General features: G+C 72.9%; 25 protein-coding genes and 1 tRNA gene. 13 read left to right on the top strand and 13 right to left on the bottom strand.

The window, feature by feature from the left end:
* The first annotated feature begins 22 nt into the window (after positions 1 to 22).
* The gene (locus ACZ470_RS25520) at positions 23 to 700 is read left to right on the top strand and encodes an O-methyltransferase (protein WP_468430778.1); all 678 of its coding nucleotides are present in this window, start codon (positions 23 to 25) and stop codon (positions 698 to 700) included.
* 15 nt (positions 701 to 715) lie between these two features.
* Here the strand turns inward: ACZ470_RS25520 and ACZ470_RS25515 are convergent, their stop codons facing one another.
* Entirely contained in the window at positions 716 to 1108 is a 393-nt protein-coding gene (locus tag ACZ470_RS25515; protein WP_468430777.1) for an FHA domain-containing protein, read from the bottom strand.
* A 101-nt stretch (positions 1109 to 1209) separates the two neighbouring features.
* Here ACZ470_RS25515 and ACZ470_RS25510 point away from each other — a divergent pair, with 101 nt between their 5' ends.
* Positions 1210 to 1632: a DnaJ family domain-containing protein gene (locus ACZ470_RS25510; RefSeq protein WP_468430775.1), complete on the top strand. Its 423-nt coding sequence runs from the start codon at positions 1210 to 1212 to the stop codon at positions 1630 to 1632.
* Here the strand turns inward: ACZ470_RS25510 and ACZ470_RS25505 are convergent.
* Both ACZ470_RS25505 and ACZ470_RS25500 read right to left on the bottom strand, forming a co-directional pair.
* On the bottom strand, positions 1621 to 2142 hold the full coding sequence (locus ACZ470_RS25505; protein ID WP_468430774.1) for a hypothetical protein: 522 nt from the start codon (positions 2140 to 2142) through the stop codon (positions 1621 to 1623). The genes ACZ470_RS25510 and ACZ470_RS25505 overlap by 12 nt on opposite strands.
* 3 nt (positions 2143 to 2145) lie before the next feature.
* A complete protein-coding gene (locus ACZ470_RS25500; protein ID WP_468430772.1) occupies positions 2146 to 2814 on the bottom strand; it encodes a hypothetical protein in 669 nt (222 codons plus the stop codon).
* Positions 2815 to 2972: 158 nt separating this feature from the next.
* On the opposite strand from ACZ470_RS25500, the gene ACZ470_RS25495 reads away from it, so the two are divergent.
* The gene (locus ACZ470_RS25495; RefSeq protein ID WP_468430770.1) at positions 2973 to 3464 is read left to right on the top strand and encodes a GNAT family N-acetyltransferase; all 492 of its coding nucleotides are present in this window, start codon (positions 2973 to 2975) and stop codon (positions 3462 to 3464) included.
* 9 nt (positions 3465 to 3473) lie between these two features.
* Here ACZ470_RS25495 and ACZ470_RS25490 read toward each other — a convergent pair whose 3' ends face one another.
* The gene (locus ACZ470_RS25490; RefSeq protein ID WP_468430768.1) at positions 3474 to 5564 is read right to left on the bottom strand and encodes an MDR family MFS transporter; all 2091 of its coding nucleotides are present in this window, start codon (positions 5562 to 5564) and stop codon (positions 3474 to 3476) included.
* 161 nt (positions 5565 to 5725) lie between these two features.
* On the opposite strand from ACZ470_RS25490, the gene ACZ470_RS25485 reads away from it, so the two are divergent.
* The gene (locus ACZ470_RS25485; protein ID WP_468430767.1) at positions 5726 to 6856 is read left to right on the top strand and encodes a peptidoglycan-binding domain-containing protein; all 1131 of its coding nucleotides are present in this window, start codon (positions 5726 to 5728) and stop codon (positions 6854 to 6856) included.
* Between the two features lie 197 nt (positions 6857 to 7053).
* On the opposite strand, the gene ACZ470_RS25480 is transcribed toward ACZ470_RS25485, so the two are convergent.
* The gene (locus ACZ470_RS25480) at positions 7054 to 7716 is read right to left on the bottom strand and encodes an HAD-IA family hydrolase (RefSeq protein ID WP_468430765.1); all 663 of its coding nucleotides are present in this window, start codon (positions 7714 to 7716) and stop codon (positions 7054 to 7056) included.
* A 203-nt stretch (positions 7717 to 7919) separates the two neighbouring features.
* Positions 7920 to 8501 (bottom strand): TMEM165/GDT1 family protein, encoded by a 582-nt coding sequence (locus ACZ470_RS25475; protein WP_468430763.1) that lies wholly within the window; start codon positions 8499 to 8501, stop codon positions 7920 to 7922.
* A 403-nt stretch (positions 8502 to 8904) separates the two neighbouring features.
* Here ACZ470_RS25475 and ACZ470_RS25470 point away from each other — a divergent pair, with 403 nt between their 5' ends.
* The 4 genes from ACZ470_RS25470 (at position 8905) to ACZ470_RS25455 (ending at position 12810) form a co-directional block, all read left to right on the top strand.
* Complete coding sequence (locus ACZ470_RS25470) at positions 8905 to 9549, top strand: HNH endonuclease family protein (protein ID WP_468430761.1); 645 nt, start codon at positions 8905 to 8907, stop codon at positions 9547 to 9549.
* Between the two features lie 76 nt (positions 9550 to 9625).
* Positions 9626 to 11272 (top strand): alkaline phosphatase D family protein, encoded by a 1647-nt coding sequence (locus tag ACZ470_RS25465; protein WP_468430759.1) that lies wholly within the window; start codon positions 9626 to 9628, stop codon positions 11270 to 11272.
* 250 nt (positions 11273 to 11522) lie between these two features.
* Entirely contained in the window at positions 11523 to 11975 is a 453-nt protein-coding gene (locus ACZ470_RS25460; protein WP_468430757.1) for a DoxX family protein, read from the top strand.
* Between the two features lie 232 nt (positions 11976 to 12207).
* Positions 12208 to 12810 carry a DedA family protein gene (locus ACZ470_RS25455; RefSeq protein ID WP_468430756.1) on the top strand — a complete coding sequence of 201 codons (603 nt, stop codon included), beginning with the start codon at positions 12208 to 12210 and terminating at the stop codon, positions 12808 to 12810.
* 356 nt (positions 12811 to 13166) lie between these two features.
* Here ACZ470_RS25455 and ACZ470_RS25450 read toward each other — a convergent pair whose 3' ends face one another.
* Positions 13167 to 13400, bottom strand: coding sequence for a DUF2277 domain-containing protein (locus tag ACZ470_RS25450; RefSeq protein ID WP_468430755.1), 234 nt, complete (start codon positions 13398 to 13400; stop codon positions 13167 to 13169).
* 108 nt (positions 13401 to 13508) lie between these two features.
* Between ACZ470_RS25450 and ACZ470_RS25445 the strand changes: the two genes are divergently transcribed.
* Positions 13509 to 13841, top strand: a complete 333-nt coding sequence (locus tag ACZ470_RS25445; protein WP_468430753.1) for a hypothetical protein — start codon at positions 13509 to 13511, stop codon at positions 13839 to 13841.
* A 50-nt stretch (positions 13842 to 13891) separates the two neighbouring features.
* Here the strand turns inward: ACZ470_RS25445 and ACZ470_RS25440 are convergent.
* Positions 13892 to 13963: transfer RNA gene (locus ACZ470_RS25440), tRNA-Val, on the bottom strand.
* Between the two features lie 214 nt (positions 13964 to 14177).
* On the opposite strand from ACZ470_RS25440, the gene ACZ470_RS25435 reads away from it, so the two are divergent.
* From ACZ470_RS25435 to ACZ470_RS25425, 3 genes are all read left to right on the top strand, one after another.
* The gene (locus tag ACZ470_RS25435) at positions 14178 to 15002 is read left to right on the top strand and encodes a DUF4097 family beta strand repeat-containing protein (protein WP_468430751.1); all 825 of its coding nucleotides are present in this window, start codon (positions 14178 to 14180) and stop codon (positions 15000 to 15002) included.
* A gap of 155 nt (positions 15003 to 15157) precedes the next feature.
* On the top strand, positions 15158 to 16525 hold the full coding sequence (locus tag ACZ470_RS25430; protein ID WP_468430750.1) for a hypothetical protein: 1368 nt from the start codon (positions 15158 to 15160) through the stop codon (positions 16523 to 16525).
* A gap of 9 nt (positions 16526 to 16534) precedes the next feature.
* Complete coding sequence (locus ACZ470_RS25425) at positions 16535 to 16744, top strand: FmdB family zinc ribbon protein (protein ID WP_468430748.1); 210 nt, start codon at positions 16535 to 16537, stop codon at positions 16742 to 16744.
* A gap of 248 nt (positions 16745 to 16992) precedes the next feature.
* Here ACZ470_RS25425 and ACZ470_RS25420 read toward each other — a convergent pair whose 3' ends face one another.
* Genes ACZ470_RS25420 through ACZ470_RS25410 form a run of 3 tightly spaced genes read right to left on the bottom strand, consistent with a single transcriptional unit; the run spans position 16993 to position 21628 of the window.
* Positions 16993 to 17805, bottom strand: coding sequence for an HAD family hydrolase (locus ACZ470_RS25420; protein ID WP_468430747.1), 813 nt, complete (start codon positions 17803 to 17805; stop codon positions 16993 to 16995).
* Positions 17805 to 20432, bottom strand: a complete 2628-nt coding sequence (locus ACZ470_RS25415; RefSeq protein WP_468431035.1) for a phosphoribosyltransferase — start codon at positions 20430 to 20432, stop codon at positions 17805 to 17807. Before ACZ470_RS25415 ends, ACZ470_RS25420 begins: the two co-directional genes overlap by 1 nt.
* A 29-nt stretch (positions 20433 to 20461) precedes the next feature.
* Complete coding sequence (locus ACZ470_RS25410; protein ID WP_468430745.1) at positions 20462 to 21628, bottom strand: HpcH/HpaI aldolase/citrate lyase family protein; 1167 nt, start codon at positions 21626 to 21628, stop codon at positions 20462 to 20464.
* A 174-nt stretch (positions 21629 to 21802) separates the two neighbouring features.
* Here ACZ470_RS25410 and ACZ470_RS25405 point away from each other — a divergent pair, with 174 nt between their 5' ends.
* A complete protein-coding gene (locus ACZ470_RS25405) occupies positions 21803 to 22744 on the top strand; it encodes a TerD family protein (RefSeq protein ID WP_468430743.1) in 942 nt (313 codons plus the stop codon).
* A 337-nt stretch (positions 22745 to 23081) separates the two neighbouring features.
* Here ACZ470_RS25405 and ACZ470_RS25400 read toward each other — a convergent pair whose 3' ends face one another.
* Both ACZ470_RS25400 and ACZ470_RS25395 read right to left on the bottom strand, forming a co-directional pair.
* Complete coding sequence (locus ACZ470_RS25400) at positions 23082 to 23819, bottom strand: TerD family protein (protein WP_468430741.1); 738 nt, start codon at positions 23817 to 23819, stop codon at positions 23082 to 23084.
* Positions 23820 to 23946: 127 nt separating this feature from the next.
* Positions 23947 to 24153, bottom strand: a 207-nt coding sequence (locus ACZ470_RS25395) for a DUF475 domain-containing protein (protein WP_468430740.1), incomplete at its 5' end; no start/stop codon positions are given.

Below are 24153 nucleotides of genomic sequence, written 5' to 3'. Positions count from 1 at the left end.
GCCGTACGGAAGGTACAGGTGCATGAGCGAGTCGCAGCTCTGGCGCGAAGTGGACGACTACTTCACCGCCCGCCTCCTGCCCGATGCCCCCGACGACGCCCTGGAGGCCGCGCTGCGCGACAGCGACGCGGCCGGCCTCCCGCGGATCGCCGTCTCGGCGCTCCAGGGCAAGCTGCTCCAGCTCCTCGCACAGGTGCAGGGGGCCAGGAACATCCTGGAGATCGGCACGCTCGGCGGCTACAGCACCATCTGGCTGGGCCGCGCCCTCCCGGCCGACGGGCGGCTGATCACCCTGGAGTACGACCCCGGGCACGCCGAGGTCGCCGTCCGCAACATCGCCCGCGCGGGGCTCGAGAAGCAGGTCGAGGTGCGGGTGGGCGCGGCGCTGGAGTCGCTGCCCCGGCTGGCCGACGAGAACCCGCCGCCGTTCGACCTGGTCTTCATCGACGCCGACAAGGTCAACAACCCGCACTACATGGAGTGGGCGCTCAGGCTGACCAGCACGGGCAGCCTGATCATCCTCGACAACGTGGTGCGGGGCGGCCGGGTGGCCGATCCGGACAACACCGACCCGGACGTGGTGGGCACCCGCGCCGCCCTCGACCTGATCGGCGGCCACCCCCGGCTGAGCGGCACGGCGATCCAGACCGTGGGCGCCAAGGACTACGACGGTTTCGCGCTGGCCCGGGTGCTCGCGTGACGCGGGCCGCGTGTCTCACACCTCGTGGTAGAAGCCGACGTTGACGCTGCGCGGGGCGGTGCGGTCCTGGATGACGACCTCGCCGCTGCCGCCCCGGGGCAGCGGCACGCTGCCGCCGTAGGTGACCGGGTGGGCGTACTCACCGATGGTGAGCCGGACCTCGGAGGACGGCTCGGGCAGGGAGCCGCGCAGCCAGGTCAGCTGCCAGGTCCCGTCCTGCGCGCAGGTGAACTCCAGATGGACCCGCGAGACGAACAGCCAGTCGTCCGGCGTGGAGAGCCGGCACACCGCCTTGTCGCGGCCCACCCGCAGCACGGTGCCCGGCTCGCTGGGCGCGTCGGCCATGAGCATGCCGGCCGTGGCGCCCGCTTCCGCCGCGGACACCGCGGCCATGGTGAGTTCGAGCACGTGTGCTCCTCCTGAGACGTCCTGGCGGGCCGGAGAGGCCCGGCCCAACTGCCGCCGAATGATAAAACGCCCGGCTCGACGGCGTCCGGCACAATGGCCTCATGACCGAGCGAAAGCCACCTGGCGTCGACTTCGAGTCCTGGGTCGACAAACAGATCAGAGACGCCGACGCACGCGGGGAATTCGAACGGTTGCCGGGGGTGGGCCGCCCGCTCCCGCCCGACGTGGAGAACACGTACGACGAACTGTGGTGGGTGAAGCGCAAGATGGCCCGTGAGGGCCTGTCGGTGCTGCCGCCGGCCCTGGCCCTGCGCAAGGAGGCCGAGGACGCGCTCGAGGCCGCCCTCGCGGCCCCCTCGGAGCGGATGGTCCGGAAGATCCTCACGGAGATCAACGCGAGGATCCGCGAGATGATGTTCAAGCCGCCGCCCGGCCCCCCGCTGGGCAAGAAGCCGTACGACGTCGAGGACGTCGTACGGCGGTGGCGGGAGCGCCGGGCGGCGGCGGGCGGGTCAGACGCGTAGCAGCCGTTCCGCCAGTTCGCGGTAGTCCCGCAGGGCGAGCCGCAGTTGCTCGGTGTCGGTCGCGGCCACGGTCCCGCTCTCCCCCGTGTCGGCGGTCTGCCAGGACCGGCGCAGGGTGCGGCGCCGCTCGGTCACCGCGTCCGTGAAGCGCGCGGTGAGCTCCTCCAGCACATGATCGGCCTCCCGTACGGCGTCCCGCGGCGCGTCGACGAAACCGGCCACGGCGTGCCGCAACTCCGCCGTGAGCTGGTCGGTGTCGTCGTGCGGCAGGAGCCGGGGAGTGGGGGTCCGGTCACCTTCGTAGGGCGCTCCGGTCGCGGCGGCCGGGCTGTCGCCGGGCTGCGGATGCTCCCCGACCAGAGGGCTGCGCTCGCCGTCGGGAGCGGTGGGCGTGGCTTCCGCACCGGGAGCACGGGCGCCCGGGTCGGCGGTGTCGCCCCGGAGGCCGGGGGTGGCACGGTGCGCCTCGGGGGGCGGGATGTCGCCGGGGCGGTGGGGCGTGTCGGTCATCGGTCAGCTCTCCTTCGCCTGGCTCCGGTGGAACAACGACGGCGTGCGGTGCCGGCGGTGGGCCGCCGGGGCCGTACGGTCGTCGTCCGCGCGGTGGCGTCCGCCGTCGTGGCGGGACGGCCGGACCAGTTCCTCGAACAGCGCGCGGGCCTCGACGAGGGCCTCGCGCATCTCCTCGGTTCCCGCTCCGCCGTCGTGCGCGCCGTGCGCGCGGGCCTGCGCCACCCGGTGCACGCGCCGGTAGCCCTCGACGTGGTGGGCGTGGTGCACGGACAGCGCGGCGAGCTGGTCCTCGTACTGCCCGTCGGCGGGGAAGCCCCGGGCGGCGGCGAGTTCGGCGATGAGCCGGTCCGCCTCGGCGACCGCGTCCCGCGGCGCGTCCACGAACCGCTCCTGGGCGGCCGTCCAGCGCGCCTCGTACCTCTCCCGCTCGGCGGGCTCCAGCGGCCGTTCCCGCAGGTCGCCGTGGCGCTCCACGCGCTCGGCGAGCTCCCGCTCGGCGGCCCCGGTGTCCCCGTCGTGCCGGGCGACGGCGCGGTCGTACTCGGGGCCGAAGCGCCGCTTCAGGCCGGTGCCGTGCCGCGGGCCGCGGGCGCGCAGGCTCAGGACGGCCACGGCGGCGACCAGGACCGCGACAATCACGATCAACGCAATGATCAGGCCAGTGGACATGGATGCCTTCCGGGTTCTCTGCCGGGCCGGCCCTCCTCGCGAGCCGGTTCGACGTTCGGGTTGCCCGAAGCCCCACGCACAAACAGTGCGGGGCCGTCACCGTCCGCCACGGCTTATTCGTTTGCGCGCCCGCCGGGAGGTCCACCGAGAATGCGGGCATGACCTGGACCGTCGCCCCGGAACCCCCTGACTCCCCCGTCGCCGCCGCGCTGTGGCGGGCGTACTACACGGAGGTCAGCGACCGCTGGTATCTGCTGCACGAGGGGCGTCGCACCGACCCCGCGGAGCTGGAGCGGGAGATCGCCGCCGCGTCGGGGGACGACCTGGCGCCGCCGAAGGGCCTGCTGCTGGTCGCGCGGTACGCGGGCGAGCCGGCCGGCAGTGCCGGCGTCCGGCTGCTGGACGACGCGACCGCCGAACTGACCCGGGTCTACCTGTACGAGGGCATGCGGGGCAGGGGCGGTGCCGCGCTGCTGGTGCGGGCGGCCGAGGACGCGGCCCGTGCCTCGGGGGCCGCCCGGATGATCCTCGACACGCGCGGGGACCTCGTCGAGGCCCGGGCGCTGTACGCCCGCCTCGGCTACGCGGAGACCGAGCCGCACAACGCCGAGCCGTACGCCGAGCACTGGTTCGCGAAGGAGCTGGGCTGACGGTTCGGGTCAGCCCGTCCGGGTCACGGAGCGTTCGTCGTGCGGGCGTTCCCTCCGGGAGCCGCACAGCTCGTCGTTCAGCTCATGCACCAACTGCGTCAGGTCGGTCGGACGGTCCGGCCCCCACCAGTCGCCGAGGAGCTCGGCCAGCGACTCCTCGCGGGCCCGCGCCAGCCGCTCCGTCACCTCGCGTCCCTCGTCGGTCAGCATCATGTCGAGGCCCTGGCGCACGGCGAGGTGCCGGATCTCGGCCTGGCGGGCGGCCTCGAGGACGACGTTCAGCGGGATGGGGCTGCTCTCGGCGAGGCGGGACGGCTCCACCGAGCCGTGCCTCCTGATCCGCAGCAGCAGCCAGCTCGTGGCGGGCAGCAGGTCGTAGCCCGCCCGGTCGGTGATCTTCCGGTAGATCTCACGCCGTCCCTCGCGCGTGCCGAGCACCGACAGCGCGCGGCACACCTCGTCGTAGGAGGACCGCTCGACGGGGTTGCTGGCCAGCGTCTCGGTGACGTCGGGCGCGGTGACGGAGGCGCGCAGCCGGTCCTCCTTGAGGAACCAGGCCAGCGCGAAACCGAGCAGGGCGACGGGTACGGCGTACAGGAAGACGTCGGTGATGGCGGTGGCGTACGCCTCGATCGCCGAGGGGCGCAGGGCGGGCGGCAGGGCGGCGATGCCGCGCGGGTCGGCCTCCAGCGAGTCGGTGGAGACGCCGGGCGGCAGCCGTGTCCCCCGGAAGGCGTCCGCGAGCTCGTGGCCGAGGCGGCTCGCGAAGATCGTGCCGAAGATGGCGACGCCGAACGAGGCCCCGATGGAGCGGAAGAAGGTCGCGCCGGAGGTCGCGACGCCGAGGTCCTGGTACGGGACGGCGTTCTGCACGATCAGCACCAGGACCTGCATCACCAGGCCGAGGCCGAGGCCGAAGACGAAGAAGTAGGCGCTCATCTCGGCGGTGGAACTGTCCGCCTCGAGCTGGTGGAGCAGCAGCAGTCCGAGGGTGGTGACGGCGGTGCCCGCGATCGGGAACACCTTCCAGCGGCCGGTGCGGCTGACGATCTGGCCGGAGCCGGTGGAGGACAGCAGCATCCCGGCCACCATCGGCAGCATGTGCACGCCGGACATGGTCGGGGTGACGCCCTGCACCACCTGGAGGAAGGTCGGCAGATAGGTCATCGCGCCGAACATGGCGAAGCCGATGATGAAGCTGATCACGGCGGAGAGGGTGAAGGTGCGCACCCGGAACAGCTTCAGCGGCAGCACCGGCTCGGCGGCCCGCCGCTCCACCGCCACGAAGGCCACGGTGAGCAGCACGCCGAGCACCGCGAGCCCGATGATCTGCGGTGACGCCCACTCCCAGGTGGTGCCGCCGAGGGAGGCGACCAGCACCAGGCAGGTGGCGACGGCGGCGATGAGGAAGGTGCCGAGGTAGTCGATGACGTGCTTGGTCCGTCGGCGCGGGATGTGCATCACCGCCGCGATCACGGCGAGCGCCACGATCCCGACGGGCAGGTTGACGTAGAACACCCAGCGCCAGCTCAGATGCTGGGTGAACAGTCCGCCGAGCAGGGGTCCGAGGACGCTCGTCGCGCCGAACACCGCTCCGAACAGGCCCTGGTAGCGGCCGCGCTCGCGGGGCGGGACGAGGTCGCCGACGATCGCCATCGACAGCACGATCAGCCCGCCGCCGCCGAGGCCCTGGAGCGCGCGGTACGCGATCAGCTGGGACATGTCCTGTGCCGCGCCGCACAGCGCGGAGCCCACCAGGAAGATCACGATGGCGGTCTGGAAGAGCTTCTTGCGCCCGTACTGGTCGCCGAGCTTGCCCCACAGCGGGGTCGCGGCGGTCGAGGCCAGCAGATACGCGGTGACCACCCAGGACAGGTGCTCCAGGCCGCCCAGCTCGCTGACGATGGTGGGCAGCGCGGTGGCCACGATGGTCCCGTCGAGGGCGGCGAGCAGCAGTCCGAGCAGCAGGGCGCCGATCGAGACCATGACGTTGCCGGAGACGTGCTCCCGGTCGTCGGCGTCACGGGCCGGCGGTCCGGCGCCGGGTGCGGGCTCGGCGTTGCTCGCGTTCGGCGCCGTGCGGTGCGCGTCCCCGGCCATGAAGACCTCCACAGAATCCTGGTTTCACCGTCCATCGTGATCGGTGTGACCTGTTATGGCCTGTTGAGTCCCCCCGGAAGTTCGCATTCCGGGGGCGCGCGCACCGGAGTGTGAAGAAGATCTGCATAATCTCTGGAGTTCGCGAGGGGAGGGACGAACACGTGGAACAGCCGAACGGACACCCGTGCCCGGAGTGCGGTGCGCCGAGAAACAGCGACAACACGCCGTCGTGCGCCTGCACCCTGCGTGCGTCCGACGCCCTCCGCGACGCCCGCACGGCGGAGGCCGCCGCGGCGGAGGACTTCGATCCCCTGCGCATACGACCGTACGTCGAACTGGACACGGCGAAGGACGGGGCTACGCCGGACGGGCCAACGGGGGGCGACGGTACGTCCGGGGACTCCACGGCTCCCGGAGCGTCCGATCCCTCCGCGGCCCCCGCGGCCCCCGGGGCCTCCGGGAACCCGGGCGACGTGACGGGGGCGGCCGACGAGACCATGCCGCTGCGTGCCGTTCCGGCGGAGGCGGCACAGGGCGCGATGGACGCGACGTCCGTGCTGCCCACGCCGCTGGCCCCCTCGGCGACCCCGCCCAGCGCCACCGATCTGCATCTGTTCGAGACCCCGCGGCCGGCCGGGCCCGGTCCCGCCGCGTCCCTTCCGGCCGACGAGGACGAGGTGCCGACGCGCCGGCGGCGGCGTGGGCCGCTGCTCGCGGTCGCCGGGGCCGTCGTCGCCGTGGTGGGGGCGGCGGGCTGGGCCAGCGGGCTGTTCGCGTACGAGACGCCGTCCCGGGACGGCGCGGCGCCGGGGGACGTCAGGGCGAGCGTCCCGGACACCTCGCCCACCGAGCCGTCGGCGGCACCGGCGACGAGTGCGTCCTCCGCGCCGCCGACGTCGTCCGCCACCCCCTCGGACTCGCCGTCCGCGAGCGCGTCGGCCTCGCCGTCGCCCTCGACGTCCAGCGCCTCGCCGAGCCCGTCGAAGTCCGCCGAGCCGTCCTCGACGCCGACGGCGACCGCGACGACCGACTCCGCCGAGGACACGGAGGAGGACGACCGCGACGACGCGGCTCCCGTGCTGCGGCGCGGCGACCGCGGCCCGGAGGTCACCGAACTCCAGCTGCGCCTGCGCCAGTTGTGGCTGTACAACGACGAGATCAGCGGCCAGTTCAACCGCCGCGTGGAGGACGCGCTGCGCAACTACCAGTGGTCGCGCGGCCTCCAGGACGAACTGAGCGTGTACGGCCCGCAAACCCGCGCCCGCCTGGAGTCGGAGACCCAGGAGCCGTAGGGGTCCCGTCGACCGACCCGAATCGGCGAGCGGCGTGCGGCCTGATCGGCGAGACGTCCCCCGACCCCACCGCCCGCAGGCTCCGTCCGCCCGGCGCTTCCGGCCCGTGCTTTCACGGGCCCGCCGCCGGACGGCGCCCCGGCGACCGAGCCGCGCCGACCCACCCACGGCACCCCGCCGCCGGGCGGGCCCCGCGCCTACTCCGTGATGTGCAGTCGGATCGTGCCGTCGGCCGCGGGCTCCACGCGTACCTGGGTCAGGTCCCGTACCACCGCGTCCGGCGCGTGGAACCCGGCCCGCGGGCCGATGCCCACCACCCGCATCCCCGCGGCGCGGCCCGCCGCGATCCCCGCGCCGGAGTCCTCGAAGACCACGCAGTCCGCCGGGTCGACGCCCAGTTCCGCCGCGCCCTTCAGGAAGCCCTCGGGGTCGGGCTTGCTCGCGCCGACGGACTCCGCGGTCACCCGCACATCGGGCTGCTCCAGCCCGGCGGCGGCCATCCGCGCCGTCGACAGGGCGACGTCGGCGGAGGTCACGAGCGCGTGCGGGAGCCCCTTCAGGGAGGCGAGGAAGTCGCGGGCGCCCGCGATCTGGACGACGCCCTCGGTGTCCGCGGTCTCCTCCGCGAGCATGCGGGCGTTGTCCGCGTGGTTCTGCTCCATCGGGCGGCCGGGCAGCAGCAGGGCCATCGACGCGTACCCCTGGCGCCCGTGCACGACCTTCATGACCTCGTCCCCGTCGAGCCCGTGCCGGTCGGCCCAGCGCCGCCAGACGCGCTCGACCGAGGCGTCGGAGTTGACGAGGGTGCCGTCCATGTCCAGCAGGAGGGCGCGGGCGGTGAGTACGACGGTGGCCGTCATCGGCAGCTCCAAGGCGCGGGGGGAGGGGCTCCACGTGGTGGCCCGGGGGACAAGGCGGCCCCGCCCGCCGGTCAGGGAGAGCGGGCGGGAGCCACTTTGTTCATCCACGGTACAAAACAAACCCGGCATCCCGCCACCGCCTTCGCCGACCGTTCACCAACGCTTCAGCCGGCCGTCGCCCCGGAGGCCCGGCCGACCGGGCGTCACCCGGCGATCGCCTCCCACAGGCTCCACACACCGAGCCCCAGCATCAGCAGCGCCGCGATCTGCGTGATCAGCTTCAGCGGAACCCGCTTCATCAGCGCCTTTCCGCCCACGATGCCGAGTCCGGCCACCGACCACAGCGCGAGCACCGCGCCCAGGCCGACGGAGAGCGGGTCGTCGTAGCGGGCGGCGAGGTTGGCCGTCATGATCTGCGTCAGATCGCCGAACTCGGCGACGAGGATCAGCATGAACCCGGCCCCGGAGACCTTCCAGAAGGACTGGTTCTCCGGCTTGCGGACCTCCTCCTCGTCCTCGTCCTTCTTCATCAGCAGCACCGCCGCGCCACCCAGGAAGAGCACACCCGTGATCGCGTGCACGATCTGCTGCGGCAGCAGCGTGAGCACGCTGCCGGCCGCGACCGCGAGCGCGACGTGCAGCGCGAAGGCGGCGGCGACACCGGCGAAGACGTAGGAGGCGCGGTAGCGGGTGCCGAGGACGAGGCCGGCGAGCGCGGTCTTGTCCGGCAGTTCGGCGAGGAAGACGACGCCGAAGACGACGGCCGTCACGGTCAGGCTGATCAACGGTTCCTCAATCGGTCGGGGCCGCCCCACCGAGAGTGCTGTGCGTTTCCGCGGGACACCTCGGCACGGCAGCACACGCGGCACCCGTGCCGTACGGCACGGGCGTGCACTGCTTGCCGAAGGTCTCGCTGGCCGGCCTCGCGTCACGAGGCCCGCCTCCGGGCGCCGGCTCAGGCGAGCTGAGCAGTATGTCGACGGTCCGGCGAAGAGCTACTCCCCTTCTGCGCCGTCCATGGTACGCGAGCCCCGGACCGGACCCCGTGACGGAAATTTCACACCCGGACCATAGACGTGTCATGAACGCGTCATTAGCTTCTTACCGGATCCACCCCTGCCGGCCATCCGCCGTGCCGAGCATTCCCCTGCCCGCACGTCAACGGCCCCACCCCACAAGGGAGTTCGCATGCCGAAGTTCTACGCGCGTCGACAGCTCAGCATAGTCGCGGCGTTCACCGGACTCATAGCCTCCGTCGGGCTGTTCAACGGCCCGACCGCCTCCGCCGCCCTCCCCACCCCGGTCAGCGCCACCACCGCCCGCAGCTACCTCGCCACCCTCCCCGTGCGCACCGAGAACCGCACCGGCTACAACCGCGACCTGTTCCCGCACTGGATCACGCAGTCCGGCACCTGCAACACCCGCGAGACCGTCCTCAAGCGCGACGGCTCGGGCGTCGTCACCGACTCCTCCTGCGCCGCCACCAGCGGCAGTTGGTACTCCCCCTACGACGGCGCCACCTGGTCCGCCGCCTCCGACGTCGACATCGACCACCTCGTGCCGCTCGCCGAGGCCTGGGACTCCGGCGCGAGCTCCTGGACCACCTCGCGGCGCCAGTCCTTCGCCAACGACCTGACCCGCCCGCAGCTCCTCGCCGTGACGGACAACGTCAACCAGGCCAAGGGCGACCAGGACCCGGCCACCTGGATGCCCTCGCGCACGGCCTACCACTGCACCTACGTCCGCGCCTGGGTCCAGGTGAAGTACTACTACGGCCTGGCGGTCGACTCGGCCGAGAAGTCCGCCCTTCAGAACCGCCTCGCGAGCTGCTGATCCGACCGCCGGGTGCACAGATCTCCCCGGTGACCTCCGTCGCTGCGTACCGTACGCAGCGACGGAGGAGGTCACCATGGCCGGACTGCGGCTCGGACCGCTGCTGAGGTACGTCGACGGCTCGTCCGCCACCCTCTGGGTCGAGACCAGCCGCCCCGGCACCGTCGAAGTGCGCTGCGCGGACGGGGCCGCCGCCGCGACCGGAACCTTCCAGATCGCGGGTCACCACTACGCGCTCGTCCGGCTCACCGGCCTCACCCCCGGGACCTCCACCCCGTACGAGGTCTTCCTGGACGGCGCCCGCGTATGGCCCCTGCCCCGGGACCCCTACCCGTCGCTGCCGCCGTCCGTCATCGCCACCCCGGCTCCCGACGGCCCGCTGCGCGTCGCGTTCGGCTCCTGCCGCTGGGCCGCGCCGCCCACCGGCGAGCCCGACCCCGTCGGCCCCGACGCCCTGGACGCCCTGGCGCGGCGCATCGCCGCCGACCCGGACGGCGAACGCCCCGACGTCCTGCTGCTCCTGGGCGACCAGGTGTACGCCGACGAGACCTCGGACGCCACCCGCGCCTGGCTCGCCGCCCGCCGCGACCTGAGCGACCCGCCGGGCGGCCAGGTGGCGGACTACGAGGAGTACACCCACCTCTACTACGAGTCCTGGCTCGACCCGCAGGTGCGCTGGCTGCTGTCCACCGTGCCCACATGCACGATCTTCGACGACCACGACGTCATCGACGACTGGAACACCTCCGCCTCCTGGGTCGACGACATGCGCGCCCTGCCCTGGTGGCGGGAGCGGGTGCTCAGCGGACTGATGTCGTACTGGGTGTACCAGCACCTGGGCAACCTCTCCCCCGCCGAACTGGAGGCCGATCCGCTGTACGCCTCCGTCCGGGGGACCCCCGACGGCACCGACACGCTGCGCGCCTTCGCCGCCGCGGCCGAGGCGGACGCGACCACCGTGCGCTGGAGCTACCGGCGCGACTTCGGCCGGGTGCGGCTGGTGATGGTGGACAGCCGCGCGGCCCGGGTCCTGGAGGAGGGCCGGCGGTCCATGCTCGACCCGGCCGAGGCCCGCTGGCTGCGCGAGCAGGTCCTCGACGGGCGCGGGTCGTACGACCATCTCCTCATCGGTACGTCCCTGCCCTGGCTGCTGCCCCACCTGGTGCACGACGTCGAGGCGTGGAGTTCCGTGCTGTGCCGCGGCGACAAGGGCGCCCGCTGGGCACGCATCGGGGAGCGACTGCGGCGCGGGGCGGACCTGGAGCACTGGTCGGCGTTCCCGGAGTCGTTCGGCGAGCTGGCGGAGCTGATCGCCGAGGCCGGCACGGGACCGGAGGCGCCCGCGACGGTGTGCGTGCTCTCCGGGGACGTCCACCACGCCTATGTGGCGGAGCCGGGCCGGCCGGACGGCGCCGGGCCGGACGCACGGGTGGTGCAGCTGACCTGCTCGCCCGTGCACAACTCCATTCCGCTGTCGATAAGGCTCGGCTTCCGCTTCGGCTGGGGTGGTGCCGCCCGGCTCCTCGGCCGTCTCTTCGCCCTGCACGGCGGTCTCGGGCGGCCGCCGGTCACCTGGCGCAAGACGGGCGGGCCCTGGTTCGGCAACCAGCTCATGACCCTGACGACACAGGGGCGTTCGGCGGTCCTGCGGCTGGAGCACGCGCGGACGGAGAAGGCCGCGGCGCGGCTCCGGAACGTGATGGAGACCCGGCTGAGCGAGTGAGATCCGGAACCTGTGAGTCGCCTGTGCATCGTGGTGCGAATTCGGTCACGTTGTTGAACATGCCCTGAGGGTGAACGCCGGACTGACATGCGGGAGCGGGCACAGGAACGGCAGAACCGGGGAGTAGCCGTGGCCAAATGTTGAACTTGCAAGTATCAATTAGGGACACCTAACGTGGGAAGTCGACTCGGTTCCGCCCCCGGACCGGCCCCAGCCGGAGGTCGGCCTGACCGAAGGAGACCTCCCCCACATGACCGAACGCCTCAACAGCGCCCAGCCATACGCCCTGGGCTTGTTCCGCATCGTCGTCGGCCTGCTCTTCGCCTGCCACGGCGCGGTGTCCCTGCTCGGCATGCTCGGCGGCGTGGACGGTGCCGGCGGCACCGTCGAGACCGGCGCCTGGCCGCGCTGGTACGCCTCTCTGATCGAACTCACGTGCGGAAGCCTGGTCCTGCTCGGCCTCGGCACCCGCGCCGCCGCGTTCCTCTCGTCCGGCGCGATGGCGTACGCGTACTTCAAGGTCCACCAGCCCCAGGCCCTGTGGCCGATAGAGAACAGCGGCGAGGGCGCGGCCATGTACTGCTGGGCCATGTTCCTGCTGGTCTTCACCGGCTCCGGAGCCTTCGGCCTGGACCGCCTGCTGGCCAGGCGCTCGTCTGCGAACACCGAACGGACGGCGGAACAGACGCCGGTGACTGCCTGACCTCCTCCCCATCGGGCCGTCAGGGGCGCCCTCCCCGCACAACACGGAGGGCGCCCCTCCCCTTTGCTCGGGGGAACGGAAGCGGAACGCGGAGCGCCGAACACACGAACCCCCCGTGACCCTTCTGTCACTCACCCGGCGTACGCTGTATGGCTGTCATCGGCCACTCCTACCGCTTCGACCGCGACATCGCGGTACGGTCTGGCCCGCGGGGGAGCCACGGGGAGTTCGGGTGGAGAGTTTGGGGTCGCTGGTCGGCAGCCCATGGATCTATGCGGTGGTGGCCCTCTCGGTCCTGCTCGACGTGTTCCTCCCGGTCCTGCCCAGCGGTGTCCTGGTGATCACCGCGGCCACGGCGGCGGCCGCGGGCACGGCGGACGACGTGCCCGACATCCTGGTGCTGACGCTCTGCGCCGCCACCGCGTCCGTCCTGGGCGACCTGGTCGCCTACCGCCTCGCCTGGCGCGGCGGCGCCCGTCTGGACAGGGCCATCGCCCGCTCCCGGCGACTGCGGATCGCGCAGGAACGTCTCGGCGCGGCGCTGGCCAGGGGCGGCGGCGCCCTCGTCGTCCTCGCCCGCTTCGCCCCGGCCGGCCGCTCGGTCGTCTCCCTCGGCGCGGGCGCGGCGCGCCATCGCGCCCGCGACTTCCTTCCCTGGTCGGCGCTGGCCGGACTGACCTGGGCCCTGTACAGCGTGGCCCTCGGCTACTTCGGCGCCCACTGGCTGGGCGCGACATGGCTGGCGACGGCGGTATCAGTGGGCGCACTGTTCGCAGCAGGTGCGGGAGCGGGATTCCTGATGCGCCGCAGACCCCAACCTTCGGAAGCCTCGTAACTGCGAGCAGAAGCCCCGCAACTGCGGGCGGAAGCCGCGTAACTGCGGGCGGAGGCCGCGCAACTGCGGGCAGTCGTGCCGCTGGGGCGGCACGGGTGGGCGCAGCGGCACCCCGTAAGCGCCGGGCCGCGCAAACACCCCCCGCCCAGCCCGCAGACCAGAGGCTCCCCAGCCGCGCAACTGCGCGCAGAAGCCCCGCAACTGCGGGCGGAAGCCGCGCAACTGCGGGCAGTCGTGCCGCTGGGGCGGCACGGGTGGGCGCGGCGGCACCCCGTAAGCGCCGGGCCGCGCAACCACCCCCCGCCCAGCCCCAGACACGGGGCTCGAGGGAGCCAGGGACCAGGGGTCAGGGACCCCTAGCCCGCCGCCTGCCGCGCCGCGGCCCCCCGTACCTCCAGCCCGTCCAGCAGCTCCGCCGTCGCCGAGGCAACCGCCTCCACCGCCCGGTCGAACACCTCACGATTGTGGGCCGCCGGCGCCCGGAACCCGGACACCTTCCTCACGTACTGAAGGGCCGCGGCCCGGATCTCCTCCTCCGTGGCCTCCTCGGGGAGCACGGGCGGACGCAGGGTCTTGATACTCCGGCACATGCCCCCAGTCTGACGCGCCCGGCCGCCGATGACCACGAAGGGGTGAACCCCCGTCCGAGACCCCCGAGCAACTCGCCACTCAAAATCGAACAGGCGTATCATTGGGCCGTGGCCGAGACCTATGACTTTCCGAGCGACCTCCTCGCCGGTCAGGAGGAACTGCATCAGGTCCGGGCCGAGCTGTCGGCCCTGCTGAAGCGGCTCCCCTGGTCCGTCGAACCCCTCGACGGCTTCAGCGACGACAACGGCTGGCGCAAGATCGAACGCCCCGCCTCGCCCGGCTGGACCGACGACGAGCAGGCCGAGGTGGAGAAGCTCCGGCAACGGGAGCACGAGCTCGCGGTGTTCGTCAGCACCCACCGCTACTGGGCCGAACTCACCGGCGCCGACCGGATACACGCCCGCTCCCGGCTGAAGCACGCCCAGGAGGAGACCTCCTAGAGCACAACGGCAAGGGCCCCCGGAGCAACTCCGGAGGCCCTGTGTCCCGGTGGGCGCGGACGGTTTCGAACCGCCGACATCCTGCTTGTAAGGCAGGCGCTCTACCCCTGAGCTACGCACCCGAGGCCCGGGCCGTGCGCCCAGGTCGAGTGGACAGCCTACATGGCCCGGGGCACGGTCCCGCAAACCCCTTACCGGGGGGGGATCACCGGGGGATATCCCCACCCCGGATCCGCCAGCCGCCCGGATCCCCCAGCGGCCTCCCCGTCCGTACGGTCGAAGAGCGCCCGGACACCGCCCGGTGGGCGCCACCGTCCGTCCCAGGGGGAGACCGTCATGACCCGCACGACCCGGACCGCCCGGACCGCCCGAACCCTCGTCCCCGCCCCGGGCCGCCGTACCGCGCGGGCGCGTTCCCTCGCCCTCGCCGGGGCCTGCGTGGTGCTCGTCGCGGGCCTGAGCGCCTGCGGGGCGTCGGCCGCCGAGGACGAGGATCCCGAGCACCGGTCCTTCGACCTGCCCGACAGGACCCTCACCATCGACTCCGACGACTCCGCCCTGGAGATCGTCGCCGCGGACACGAACACCTCGGGCAAGGTCGAGGTCACCTGGTGGTTCCAGGGCACGGTCGTCCTGGGCTCGGACGCGGAACTCACCTGGTCCATGGACGGCGACCGGCTGGTGCTGCGGGAGAAGTGCTCGGGCTTCGTCGCCGACTGCTCCGCCAAGCACCGCGTCGAGGTGCCCCGCGGTGTCTCCGTCAAGGTCGAGGAGAAGGACGGCAGCGTACGGGCGCGCGGCTTCCGCGACCCGCTGAGCATCCGTACCACGGACGGTTCGGTGCACGTCACGGACACCTCCGGACCGCTGGAGCTGCGCACCGGGGACGGGTCCGTGCGCGCGGAGGTCTCCTCCCGTACGGTGCGCACCCACACCGGGGACGGCTCGGTGCGGCTCGAACTCGGCGCCGTACCCGACCTGGTGGAGTCCCGCAGCGGCGACGGTTCCGTGACCATCGACCTGCCCCGGGCCGCGTACCGCGTGGACACGGAGACCGGCGACGGCGCCGAGGACGTGTCCGTTCCCCGGGACGACTCCAGCTCCCATGTGGTGACCGCGCGCACCGGCGACGGCAAACTCACCGTCCGTACGACGAACTGACCGACCCGTGTCTTCGTCCTCTACCGGTGGGAGAATGACATCGGGCAGGGCGAACGACAGTACGGGAGAGGGATGTGACGGCGACACCAGCGCAGCCGCACTCGCCGTCGGAGCCACGCGTGCCTGGGGGGTTTCCGCCCGGCACGCGTCGTGCCGTGCCGCCCCTCCGTCCCGGGCCGCGGGCCCGCCGGGGCTCCGGCGGGCTGCGTGACGCGCTCGCTCTCGTGGGCCTGCCGCTGGTCGCGGCGCTGGTGCTGCCCGCCGCGTTCGCCGGCGGGGGGACGCGGCGCTGGTTCGGGGGGCGGGCCGAGAGCCAGCGGGCCGAGGCGCAGGCCGCCAAGGACGCGGCGGCGGCCGCCTTCTACGAGTTGGACACCGCCCAGCGCGATCTGCGGATCTCCGTCGAGACGATCAACGCCGTCGACGCCTCGCCCGCCGCCCGCCGCGCGGTCGCCGACTTCGAGGCGCTCGGCCGGCGCATCGACGAGGCCAGCCACCGGTACATCGGCGCCGTCGACGCCCATGACCTCGACCGCGACGACCTGGAGGCCTCGGCCGCGTCCCGGGCCCGCGCCGAGCTGACCGCCGCCAAGGACGAGCTCGGGCGGGTCAAGCAGGAGCTGGACCGGTACGCCGAGGGACTCGGCCCCCTGCTCGGCAAGGCCGAGACCCAGCTCGCCCGGCTCGCGCCCGCCGTCGAACGCGCCCGGCAGACGCTGCTCGCCGCGTCCAACGCCCTCGACACCGCGCGCGGATCCGGTCTGAAGGCCGACGACCTCGCCGCCCGGCTCGCCGCGCTCTCCCCGGAACTGACCAGGCTGAACCAGGGCGCGGGGCAGCACGGCGTGCCACAGACCCTGGAGCGGGCCGAGCGCGTCACCCGCGAGGCCGAGGCGGTCCGGGTCGAGGCCGAGCGGCTGCCGGAGCGGGCCGCCGAGATCGACCACCGGCTGGTCTCCCTGCGCACCCGCGCCCAGGCCCTCACCACCCGCTCCGAACAGGTCGAACCGGTGCTGAGCGAACTGCGCCGCCGCTTCACCGCGGCCTGCTGGCAGGACTTGCAGCACGTCCCCGACGTCGCCGCGGAGAACGTGGGCCAGGCGGAAGCGAGACTCGCCGAGGCCAGGGCGGCCCGCGAGGAGCAGCGCTGGGCGGACGCCACGGCCCTGCTGTCGACCGCGCGGGCGCTGCTGAACACGACCGACGAGGCGGTGTCGGCCGCCGGTGACCGGCTGCGGCGGCTGAACGCGGTGCAGAAGGACCCCGAGCAGGAGATCGAGCGCACCCGGTTCGCCATCCGGGACGCGCAGCGGCTGGCCATGGCCGGCCGCAACACCCCCGATCCGCGCCACGCCCGGCCCCTGGACGACGCCGTGGCCCGGCTGGAGCGGGCCGTCACCGGCCTGGAGGGCCGCCATCCCGACTACTGGCACTTCCTGACCGAGACGGAGGAGGTACGGGCCTCGGTGAGCCGTGTGGTGGCGCTGATCCGGGAGGAACGCGGCGCGGGCCGGGCCGGTTAACCTGTGCCCATGCCTCGTTACGAGTACCGCTGCCGGACCTGCGGCGACACGTTCGAACTGAGCCGCCCCATGGCGGAGTCCTCCGCCCCCGCCGCCTGCCCGGCGGGCCACGACGACACGGTGAAGCTCCTCTCCACGGTCGCGGTGTCCGGCACGGCCGCCGCACCGGCTCCCCGCGGGGGCGGTGGCGGCTGCTGCGGCGGCGGCTGCTGCGGCTGACGGACACCCCTGGGGTGTCCGCGAAGTCGCGTCGTCGGCCGACGGCGGCGTGACGCGCCGCCGTCGGCCGGCCGGGGCCGGCCGCAAGGCGCTGCGGCTCACCTTGGCGCCAGCCAGTTCCGCAGCCGGCGTGCCGCCAGGCGGGCGGACGCCCGCGTACTGGTTCGTACCCGGGTGCCGCCCGGTGCGGCGGGAGGGCGTGCCGGGCGTCGCGGGGCAGGCGCGACTTCACGGGCACCCCGCAGGGGTCAGCGCGGGGTCCGGACCGTCCGTAGCAGCTCGCGCAGGATGCGTTCGCCGGCCAGGACTCCCCGTTCGGGGAGGGCCCTGATCGCGGGGGCCGTCCAGTCTGCGTCGGCGAGTTCGCCGTGGCCGGGGCGCCAGCCCTGGTCGGCGGCGAGGAGGAGGTCGGCGTCGAGGAGGGAGTCCCCGGCGGCGAGGGTGAGATCGGCGCCGGTGCGGCGGGCGACCTCGTCCATGGCCGCGCTCTTGGTGAGCGGCTTGGGCACGGCGTAGATCTTGCGGCCCTGGAGGGACACCGTCCAGCCGCGGTTCTCCGCCCACTCCCCGAGTTCCTTCACCCACTCCTCGCGCAGCAGCTCCCGCTCGACGACGAGATAGGCGAAGAGGTCCTCGGCAACCCGGTGCTTGCGCACCCAGACCGGGTCGGCGGTGCGCAGCAGATGCTCCTGCACCTCGGCCAGCGGGGCGCACTCGTCGGCCAGCCGGGCGAGGACCCGCTCGTGCCAGTCCGGGTCGGACACACCGTCGACGAGCAGGTGCCCGCCGTTGGCGCAGATCGCGTAGGTCGGGGGCGGGCCGGGGAGGTTGATGCGCTGGTACTGCTTGCGGGTGCGGGTCGTCGTCGGGACGAACAGGGCCGCGTCGCCGAGGTCGGTGAGGAGCTGGGCCGCCGTCTCCGTCATGAAGGACAGGGGCTTGCTCTCGTGGACCTCCACGCACAGCAGCCGGGGCGCCCGGGCGTCCGGCATGGTCAGCGCGAGCGCGGCGGCGGAGTAGATGAGGGTGCGGTCGAGGTCGCTGGCGACGATGACGGGCATCAGCGGGTCACCGCCCTGCCGTCGGCACCGGTGGCGCCCCGGGTGTAGCGGGGGTGGATCAACCCCACGCAGGTGTACGGGAGTTGGTCGACCTCCTCGACGGGGACCCCCCGTTGCTCCGCGAGCAGGCGGACATGGTCGAGGTCACTGCCCGCTCCGGCCCGCGCCAGCACCTTCCAGGGCACCCGGCGCAGCAGCACCCGGGTGGTCTCGCCGACGCCGGGCTTGACGAGGTTGACGTCGTGGATGCCGTACTCCTCGCTGATGCGTTCGACGGCGGCCCAGCCCTCCCAGGTGGGGGTGCGGTCGGTGGAGAGCAGTTCCTTGGCCTGCGCGCAGGCGGCGTCCGTGACCTCCGGGAAGCGGGCGGAGACGGCGTCCAGGAAGGCCACCGAGAGGTCCGCGCCGGCGAGTTCGCGGTAGAACTTGGCGCCGTGGAAGTCGTCCGGGCCGACCAGGTCCGCGCGGAGCACGGTGCGTGAGATCAGGCCGGAGACCGTCGAGTTGAGGCAGGCGGAGGGGATCAGGTAGTCCTCGCGCGTGCCGTAGGTGCGGACGCAGGAGCCGGGGTCGGCGAGGACCGCGATCTCCGGGTCGAACCCGGTGACGCCCTCGGCCTTCTCGAACTCCTCGATCGCCTGCGCGAGTTCGCGGGTGATGGCGCCCTTTCCGGTCCACCCGTCGACGAACACGACGTCCCGCGGGTCGTGGTGGGCGGCCAGCCAGCGCAGCGCGTTGGCGTCGATGCCCCGGCCACGGACGATGGAGACGGCGTAGTGCGGGAGGTCGAGCTGGTGCCGGTGCTGGGCCCAGCGCCGCATCAGGATGCCGACGGGGGTGCCCGCGCGGGCCAGGGAGACGAGCACCGGGCGGGGCGACCGCTCGGCGAGCACCGTCTCGGTGACCACGCCCACCGCGTGCGCCAGTCGGTCCGCCGACTCGGCCAGGGCGGCGTGGAACAGTTCCTGGTACTGCTCGCTCGGCTGGTACTCGACCGGCAGCGACTCGGCGTAGTGGGCGCCGCCGCTCTGGATGGCCTCCTCGCGCTCCTCGGTCGGCGCCTCCAGCGTCACGTCCGAGAGGTCCTGGAGCAGCCAGCCGACCTCCTCGGGCGCGTACGAGGAGAAGGCGGGGCCTCTGAGCGGGTCGGGCAGCATGGTGGCGGGCCTTTCGGGGGCGTCCGGTCGGGCGGCTCGGGCGTGCCGGGGCACGGGTACGTATGACGGTACGACCGCGAGGAGGACCTGCGGGGTGTGCGCAGCGAGCCGGGCGAGCAGCCCGTCGGGGGCGTGCAGAGCGGGGGTGTCGGCGGCCGAGTCGACGACGGCGACGACGGCGTCGAAGCCGCCCCCGGCGACGTTGTAGGCGTAGCGCTCGCCGGGGCCGTCGGCGGGGTCGTCGTGGGCCGGGAAGACCAGGCGGGTGCGTATCGCGTAGCCGGGGTCGTCGACGGCGAGGACGGGTGAGCGGGTGGTGGTGGAGAAGCGCACCTCGGCGCGGAGGGTCCGCTCCAGCTCGCCTGCCAGGCGCAGTGGGGCGTACATCAGCTCCTCGAAGCCGAGGACGAGGACGCGGCGGGCGTCATCGGGGAGGGCCTCTGCGAGGCGGGCCGCCATTTCTGGGAGTGCGTGGTCGAGGCGGGCTCGGTGCGCGGGGGTGAAGCCGTGGCGTCCGCCGTCGGGGAGACCGGGGGGCCAGTGGAGGTCCACGCGCGTGAACTTGTCGTTCGGGTGCGGGCGGTCTTGGGCCGGTCGCGCAGTTCCCCGCGCCCCTGGGGGGTTCGTCCGACCCTGCGCTTCATGGCCTACGGTCCCACCAACACCCTGAAGGGGCGCGGGGAACTGCGCGACCGGCCCCGACGCGGCCGCAGTCGCCCGGCCACCGCCCGTGGCACCCTCGTACCGCGCCACCAACGCCTGGCCCCTCTCCAAGACGCCGTCAGGCAACCGCACCGTGCCGGAGGCCGTCGTCACCAGATCGATCCGCGCCCCGATCTCACGCGAGAACGACTCCAGCCGCCCGGCGTCCGCCCGCGACCGCATGTCGACCAACGCGACCACGACGTACCACGCCCGCGGATACCGCGCATGAAGATCGCGCACGGTGTTCAGCACCGTGTTCCCCGTGGAGAACTCGTCGTCCACCAGGACCAGCGGCCCGCCCCCGGCCAGCAGGGAGGGGTCCTCCGGGAGCAGCAGGTGGGAGGTGGCGTGCGAGTGGGACTCCTCGAAGCCCCCGGCCGGGGCCGTCCCCGCGACCGGGCGGCGCGTGGAGTGCAGGTAGGGCGCGACGCCCAGACCGTCGGCGACGGAGTGCCCGAGCCCCGTCGCGGTCTCCGCGTAGCCCAGGACGACCGCGTCCGCCGCCGACTCGCCCAGCAGCTCGCGCACCCGGCGGCCGAGGGCGACACCGTGGCCGTGGACGACGGACGGCGACTGGGGGACGTGCTTGCCGAGGACGTTGGAGACGAGCAGGTGGGCCCGCTTGGGGTTGCGGCGCAGCGCCAGTCCCAGCAGGTCGGGCAGACTCTCGTCCCCGGCCAGCTCGACGCCGAGCCGTTCCGTGACCCAGCTGCCGGACCAGACGTCCGCGCCGGGCCGGGCTCCGTGACGCACCGGGTGGTGCATCCGCTCGTTCACAGCCTTCTCCCTCTCGGTCACTCCGCCAGGCCCGCCGCGAGCAGCTCCACGAAGCCGATGTCCTCGTTGGCCACGCCGAAGGCCTCGGCGCGCAGCATGGTCCGCTCGGCCCAGGCGCGGTGGGGCTTCACCTCGTTCATCTTGTTCGTGTAGGCGGACCTGAGTACACCCCCACCACCGCGTTCCGGCCGCAGGATGTCCTGGGCGTCGCTGAACTCCTCGTGGCTGACGACGGACAGCGCGTGCACGGGCAGGACGTGGGAGGGATGGATGCAGGTCTTGCCGAGCAGGCCGTTGGCCCGGTCGAGGGAGATCTCGCGCAGCAGGCCGTCCATCGCGTGTTCGATCAGCTTCTCGCGCAGCGGGGTGGCCTGCACCTCGTGGAAGGGGCTCTGCCGCAGCAGCGGCTTGAACATGCGCTCCTGGACGCGGAAGTACTCCCAGACGGGCCCGGTGACGGTGAACCCGGTGCCGTCGGCCCGGCCGAGCATGTTCACCACGTCGGCGATCACGGAGGCGACGACCTGGATGTCGTACGCCGTCATGTCGGGGCCCCGGCGCAGCCCGTACGAGGAGCAGAAGTCGGTCACGCCGAGGCGCAGGGCGAGCACGCGGTCGCGGTACTTGTCGACCGCGCGGAAGATGCCCTCCAGGGTCTCCACGCGGGTCTCGCGGTAGAGCAGCTCGGGCGACTCGAGCACCGGCATGGCGAAGAGCCGGCGGCCGCTCTCGGCCTCGGCGGTGGTCAGCGCCTCCAGGAAGGGCAGGCCGCGCTCCGAGGTGAACTTCGGGAGTACGAATCCGGACAGCAGCCGGATCGTGGGGCCGAGGCGGCGGACGAGGTCGGGGATCTGCTCGGGGGTGCGGACCCGGATGAACAGCAGCGGCAGATCCGCCCCGGGGCGCCCGGCCAGGTCGGTGAACTGGCGTACGAGGTTCTCCTCGCCGGCGGTCACGTCCGCGTCGTCGATGGAGTCCTCCAGGCACAGCACCATGGAGACCACTCCGCGGCCGCCCTGCTTGACAATGTCGTCGGCGAGCCGGGAGCGGGTCGCGGGGCTGTAGAGCGTGGCGCCCAGGGCCGCGGAGAGCAGCCGGGCCGGGGAGTCCGGTGTGAACTCACCGGGCTCCCGATAGAAGAGACGTTTCCGCACCGCAGGGGCGATGTGCCCGAAATGACGCATTGAACTCCCCCGTGGCCTCTGTGGAATCTCTGGGAATGTCGAAGGTGGCCGGTAATAGTACGTAGGGATCCATGTCGGCGGTTCCCGCCGGGCATGAACTTCAGGTAACCCGAGTGTGTCGACCCCAACCACCCCGCGTTGTCGTGACCAGGACGGAGAAGGCAGGATGACGGTATGACGCACGCGATGCTCAAGGGGTCGAACGTCCCTCTCGAGGCCACCACGGTACGTGCCGTGCTGCGCTGGTCGCCCGGGCAGGGGGTGCCGGACGTCGACGCTTCCGCGCTGCTCCTCGGCCCCGACGGTCGTGTGCGCTCCGACGAGGACTTCGTCTTCTACAACCAGCCCCGGCATCCTTCCGGGCAGGTGTGGCGGCTCGGCAAGAAGCGCGTCGCCGAGGGCCTGACCGACACGATCCAGACAGATCTCGCCGGTGTCGAGTCCGGTGTCGGCCGGATTCTCCTCGTCGCGTCGGCGGACGGCGTCACCTTCGACCGCGTACGGGCCCTGCGCATCCTGCTGTACGACGCGCAGGCCGCCGACGGGGACGCGCTGGCGTATTTCGACATCAAGCCGGAGACGGGCGAGGAGACCGCGCTGATCTGCGGCGAGCTGTACCGGCGCGGGGAGGGCTGGAAGTTCCGGGCGCTCGGTGAGGGCTATTCGAACGGTCTGAAGGGTCTGGCGACCGACTTCGGCATCTCGGTGGACGAGTCGGAGGCGGCTCAGGACCCCGACTCCGCCGACGTCACCCAGCTGCCGCCCCCGACGGCACAGGTCCAGGCCCCCGACCGGCTCTCCTCGGAGGCCCTGACCCAGCCGCAGGCCCCGCTCGTGCCGCCGGCGCCCGAGGTGTCCCGGCCGCTGCCGCCCGAGCAGCCGACGGGGGTGCCCGCGCAGCCCGCGTACGGCTACCCGCCGCAGCAGCCCGCGTCCACCCAGCCGGCCTACGGCTACCCGCATCCGACCGGCCGACCCGCCTACGGCTACCCGCCGGCCGCCGCGACGGCCGCAGCGGGAGCACCGTCCGGCTACGGCTTCCCACCGCCGGCCACCGCGGCCCCCGACCCGGACTTCCGGCTCCCGCCGCAGGGGCCGCAGTTCATCGGGCGCTAGGAGGGCGGGCCCCGCAGCGTCCGGCCCCCGCTCCGGCGACACCCCCGAGTGCCGGACGGACGCCCGGGTGTTCGCCAGGCACGGCGACTGGGGGCACCTCCCGCGCCCTCCGCGCGTGCCAGGCGTCGCGGGGCCGGGCGCAACTTTTCAGACACCGACACCCCTACGTCGGCGCCGAGCCGGGGGACGGGCACCGCGGCGTCCGGTGCCTGCTCTGAGGGCACCCCCGAGTGCCGGGCGGAGGCCCGGGCACTGGGCGTACTCGGGTGTTCGCCCGATACGGCGAGGCGTCGCGGGGCAGACGCGACAGACACCGTCACCCCCTACGGGGTGTCGGTCAGCGGTCGGCCTTCGTCTTGAAGCCGCGGCCCCACTGGAGGCCCCACCCGTAGAGCCGGTCCAGTTCGGCCTGGAATCCGTACACGAACTTCACCTCGCGGCGCACGATGATCTCGTTCTTGACGTTCTCGATCATCACCACGGCGCAGGACCGGGCCTGGGGGGCGCGTTCGTCGAGGCCGATCTCGATGCGTGGGCCGTTGCTGGGGTAGAGCGTGACCATGGCGTGCGTCCGGTCGAACGCGGGGGTCTGGTCGTAGATGTAGGCGAAGACCAGCAGGCGCTTGATGTTCTCGCGCTGGTCCAGATTGACGTACATGGTCTCGCCCGAGCCGGACCCGAACCGGTCGTCGCCGCTGAGCTTGACGTACGGCGGACCGTTGACGTCGCCGAGGAAGCCGCCGAGCGGCTGGACCACGCCCTTCGTGCCGTCCTGGAGCTCGTACAGACAGCCGAGGTCGAGGTCGACGTTGACCATGGACTGGCTGTGGCCGACGACCTCCGGCGGCTTGAGCGCCTTGAAGGGGTGGCGCAGCAGGCTCTCCCGCTGGGAGCCGCCGAAGTCGGAGGTCCGCATCCGCCAGCTCAGATTGATCCGCAGATGGCCGGTGGCCGCGCCCTGCTTCGTCAGGGACACCTGCCCGTGCCGTTTGGTCAGCTCGATGGCGTTGGTGGCCGCGCTGCCCGAGTCGAAGGCGCTCTCGCGTCCGCGCCACAGTCCGTCCAGGAAACCCATTCCCGCCCCAAGTCCAATAGTCGAACCCCGCTCGGGCCGCCGGAGCCCCGGACGGCCGACGGGGCGGCCGCCGAGGAGTGGTCCTCGGTGGCCGCCCCGTCGAGAGCGTTCCTCACCCGGATGGCTGTCACACCCCGGACGAGACCTCAGTCCTGTCGTCGGCTTTTCCCTCGGCCTCCGCGAGCCGCTTGTTGCGGCGTACGGAGGACAGGAAGGACCAGCCGATCAGGATGACACCGAGGGAGCCGGTGATGAGCTCGTGGATCTCGTACTGGATGGTGACGAGCAGGATCAGCGCGAGGGCGCCGATCGCGTAGTGCGCGCCGTGCTCCAG

It is taken from the genome of Streptomyces sp. NPDC031111 (assembly GCF_055570675.1).
Note: the sequence above shows the minus strand (reverse complement) of the source record. Positions and strands in the feature narration are given on the sequence as shown.

What these genes read in the sequence shown, in the direction of transcription:
- ACZ470_RS25420 (WP_468430747.1), bottom strand. Translation starts at nt 17,805, where the DNA reads ATGCCCGTCATCGTCGCCAGCGACCTCGACCGCACCCTCATCTACTCC.
- ACZ470_RS25510 (WP_468430775.1), top strand. Translation starts at nt 1,210, where the DNA reads ATGACCGAGCGAAAGCCACCTGGCGTCGACTTCGAGTCCTGGGTCGAC.
- ACZ470_RS25405 (WP_468430743.1), top strand. Translation starts at nt 21,803, where the DNA reads ATGACGCACGCGATGCTCAAGGGGTCGAACGTCCCTCTCGAGGCCACC.
- ACZ470_RS25410 (WP_468430745.1), bottom strand. Translation starts at nt 21,628, where the DNA reads ATGCGTCATTTCGGGCACATCGCCCCTGCGGTGCGGAAACGTCTCTTC.
- ACZ470_RS25425 (WP_468430748.1), top strand. Translation starts at nt 16,535, where the DNA reads ATGCCTCGTTACGAGTACCGCTGCCGGACCTGCGGCGACACGTTCGAA.
- ACZ470_RS25495 (WP_468430770.1), top strand. Translation starts at nt 2,973, where the DNA reads ATGACCTGGACCGTCGCCCCGGAACCCCCTGACTCCCCCGTCGCCGCC.
- ACZ470_RS25465 (WP_468430759.1), top strand. Translation starts at nt 9,626, where the DNA reads ATGGCCGGACTGCGGCTCGGACCGCTGCTGAGGTACGTCGACGGCTCG.
- ACZ470_RS25490 (WP_468430768.1), bottom strand. Translation starts at nt 5,564, where the DNA reads ATGGCCGGGGACGCGCACCGCACGGCGCCGAACGCGAGCAACGCCGAG.
- ACZ470_RS25500 (WP_468430772.1), bottom strand. Translation starts at nt 2,814, where the DNA reads ATGTCCACTGGCCTGATCATTGCGTTGATCGTGATTGTCGCGGTCCTG.
- ACZ470_RS25435 (WP_468430751.1), top strand. Translation starts at nt 14,178, where the DNA reads ATGACCCGCACGACCCGGACCGCCCGGACCGCCCGAACCCTCGTCCCC.
- ACZ470_RS25415 (WP_468431035.1), bottom strand. Translation starts at nt 20,432, where the DNA reads ATGCACCACCCGGTGCGTCACGGAGCCCGGCCCGGCGCGGACGTCTGG.
- ACZ470_RS25520 (WP_468430778.1), top strand. Translation starts at nt 23, where the DNA reads ATGAGCGAGTCGCAGCTCTGGCGCGAAGTGGACGACTACTTCACCGCC.
- ACZ470_RS25470 (WP_468430761.1), top strand. Translation starts at nt 8,905, where the DNA reads ATGCCGAAGTTCTACGCGCGTCGACAGCTCAGCATAGTCGCGGCGTTC.
- ACZ470_RS25400 (WP_468430741.1), bottom strand. Translation starts at nt 23,819, where the DNA reads ATGGGTTTCCTGGACGGACTGTGGCGCGGACGCGAGAGCGCCTTCGAC.
- ACZ470_RS25505 (WP_468430774.1), bottom strand. Translation starts at nt 2,142, where the DNA reads ATGACCGACACGCCCCACCGCCCCGGCGACATCCCGCCCCCCGAGGCG.
- ACZ470_RS25480 (WP_468430765.1), bottom strand. Translation starts at nt 7,716, where the DNA reads ATGACGGCCACCGTCGTACTCACCGCCCGCGCCCTCCTGCTGGACATG.
- ACZ470_RS25460 (WP_468430757.1), top strand. Translation starts at nt 11,523, where the DNA reads ATGACCGAACGCCTCAACAGCGCCCAGCCATACGCCCTGGGCTTGTTC.
- ACZ470_RS25450 (WP_468430755.1), bottom strand. Translation starts at nt 13,400, where the DNA reads ATGTGCCGGAGTATCAAGACCCTGCGTCCGCCCGTGCTCCCCGAGGAG.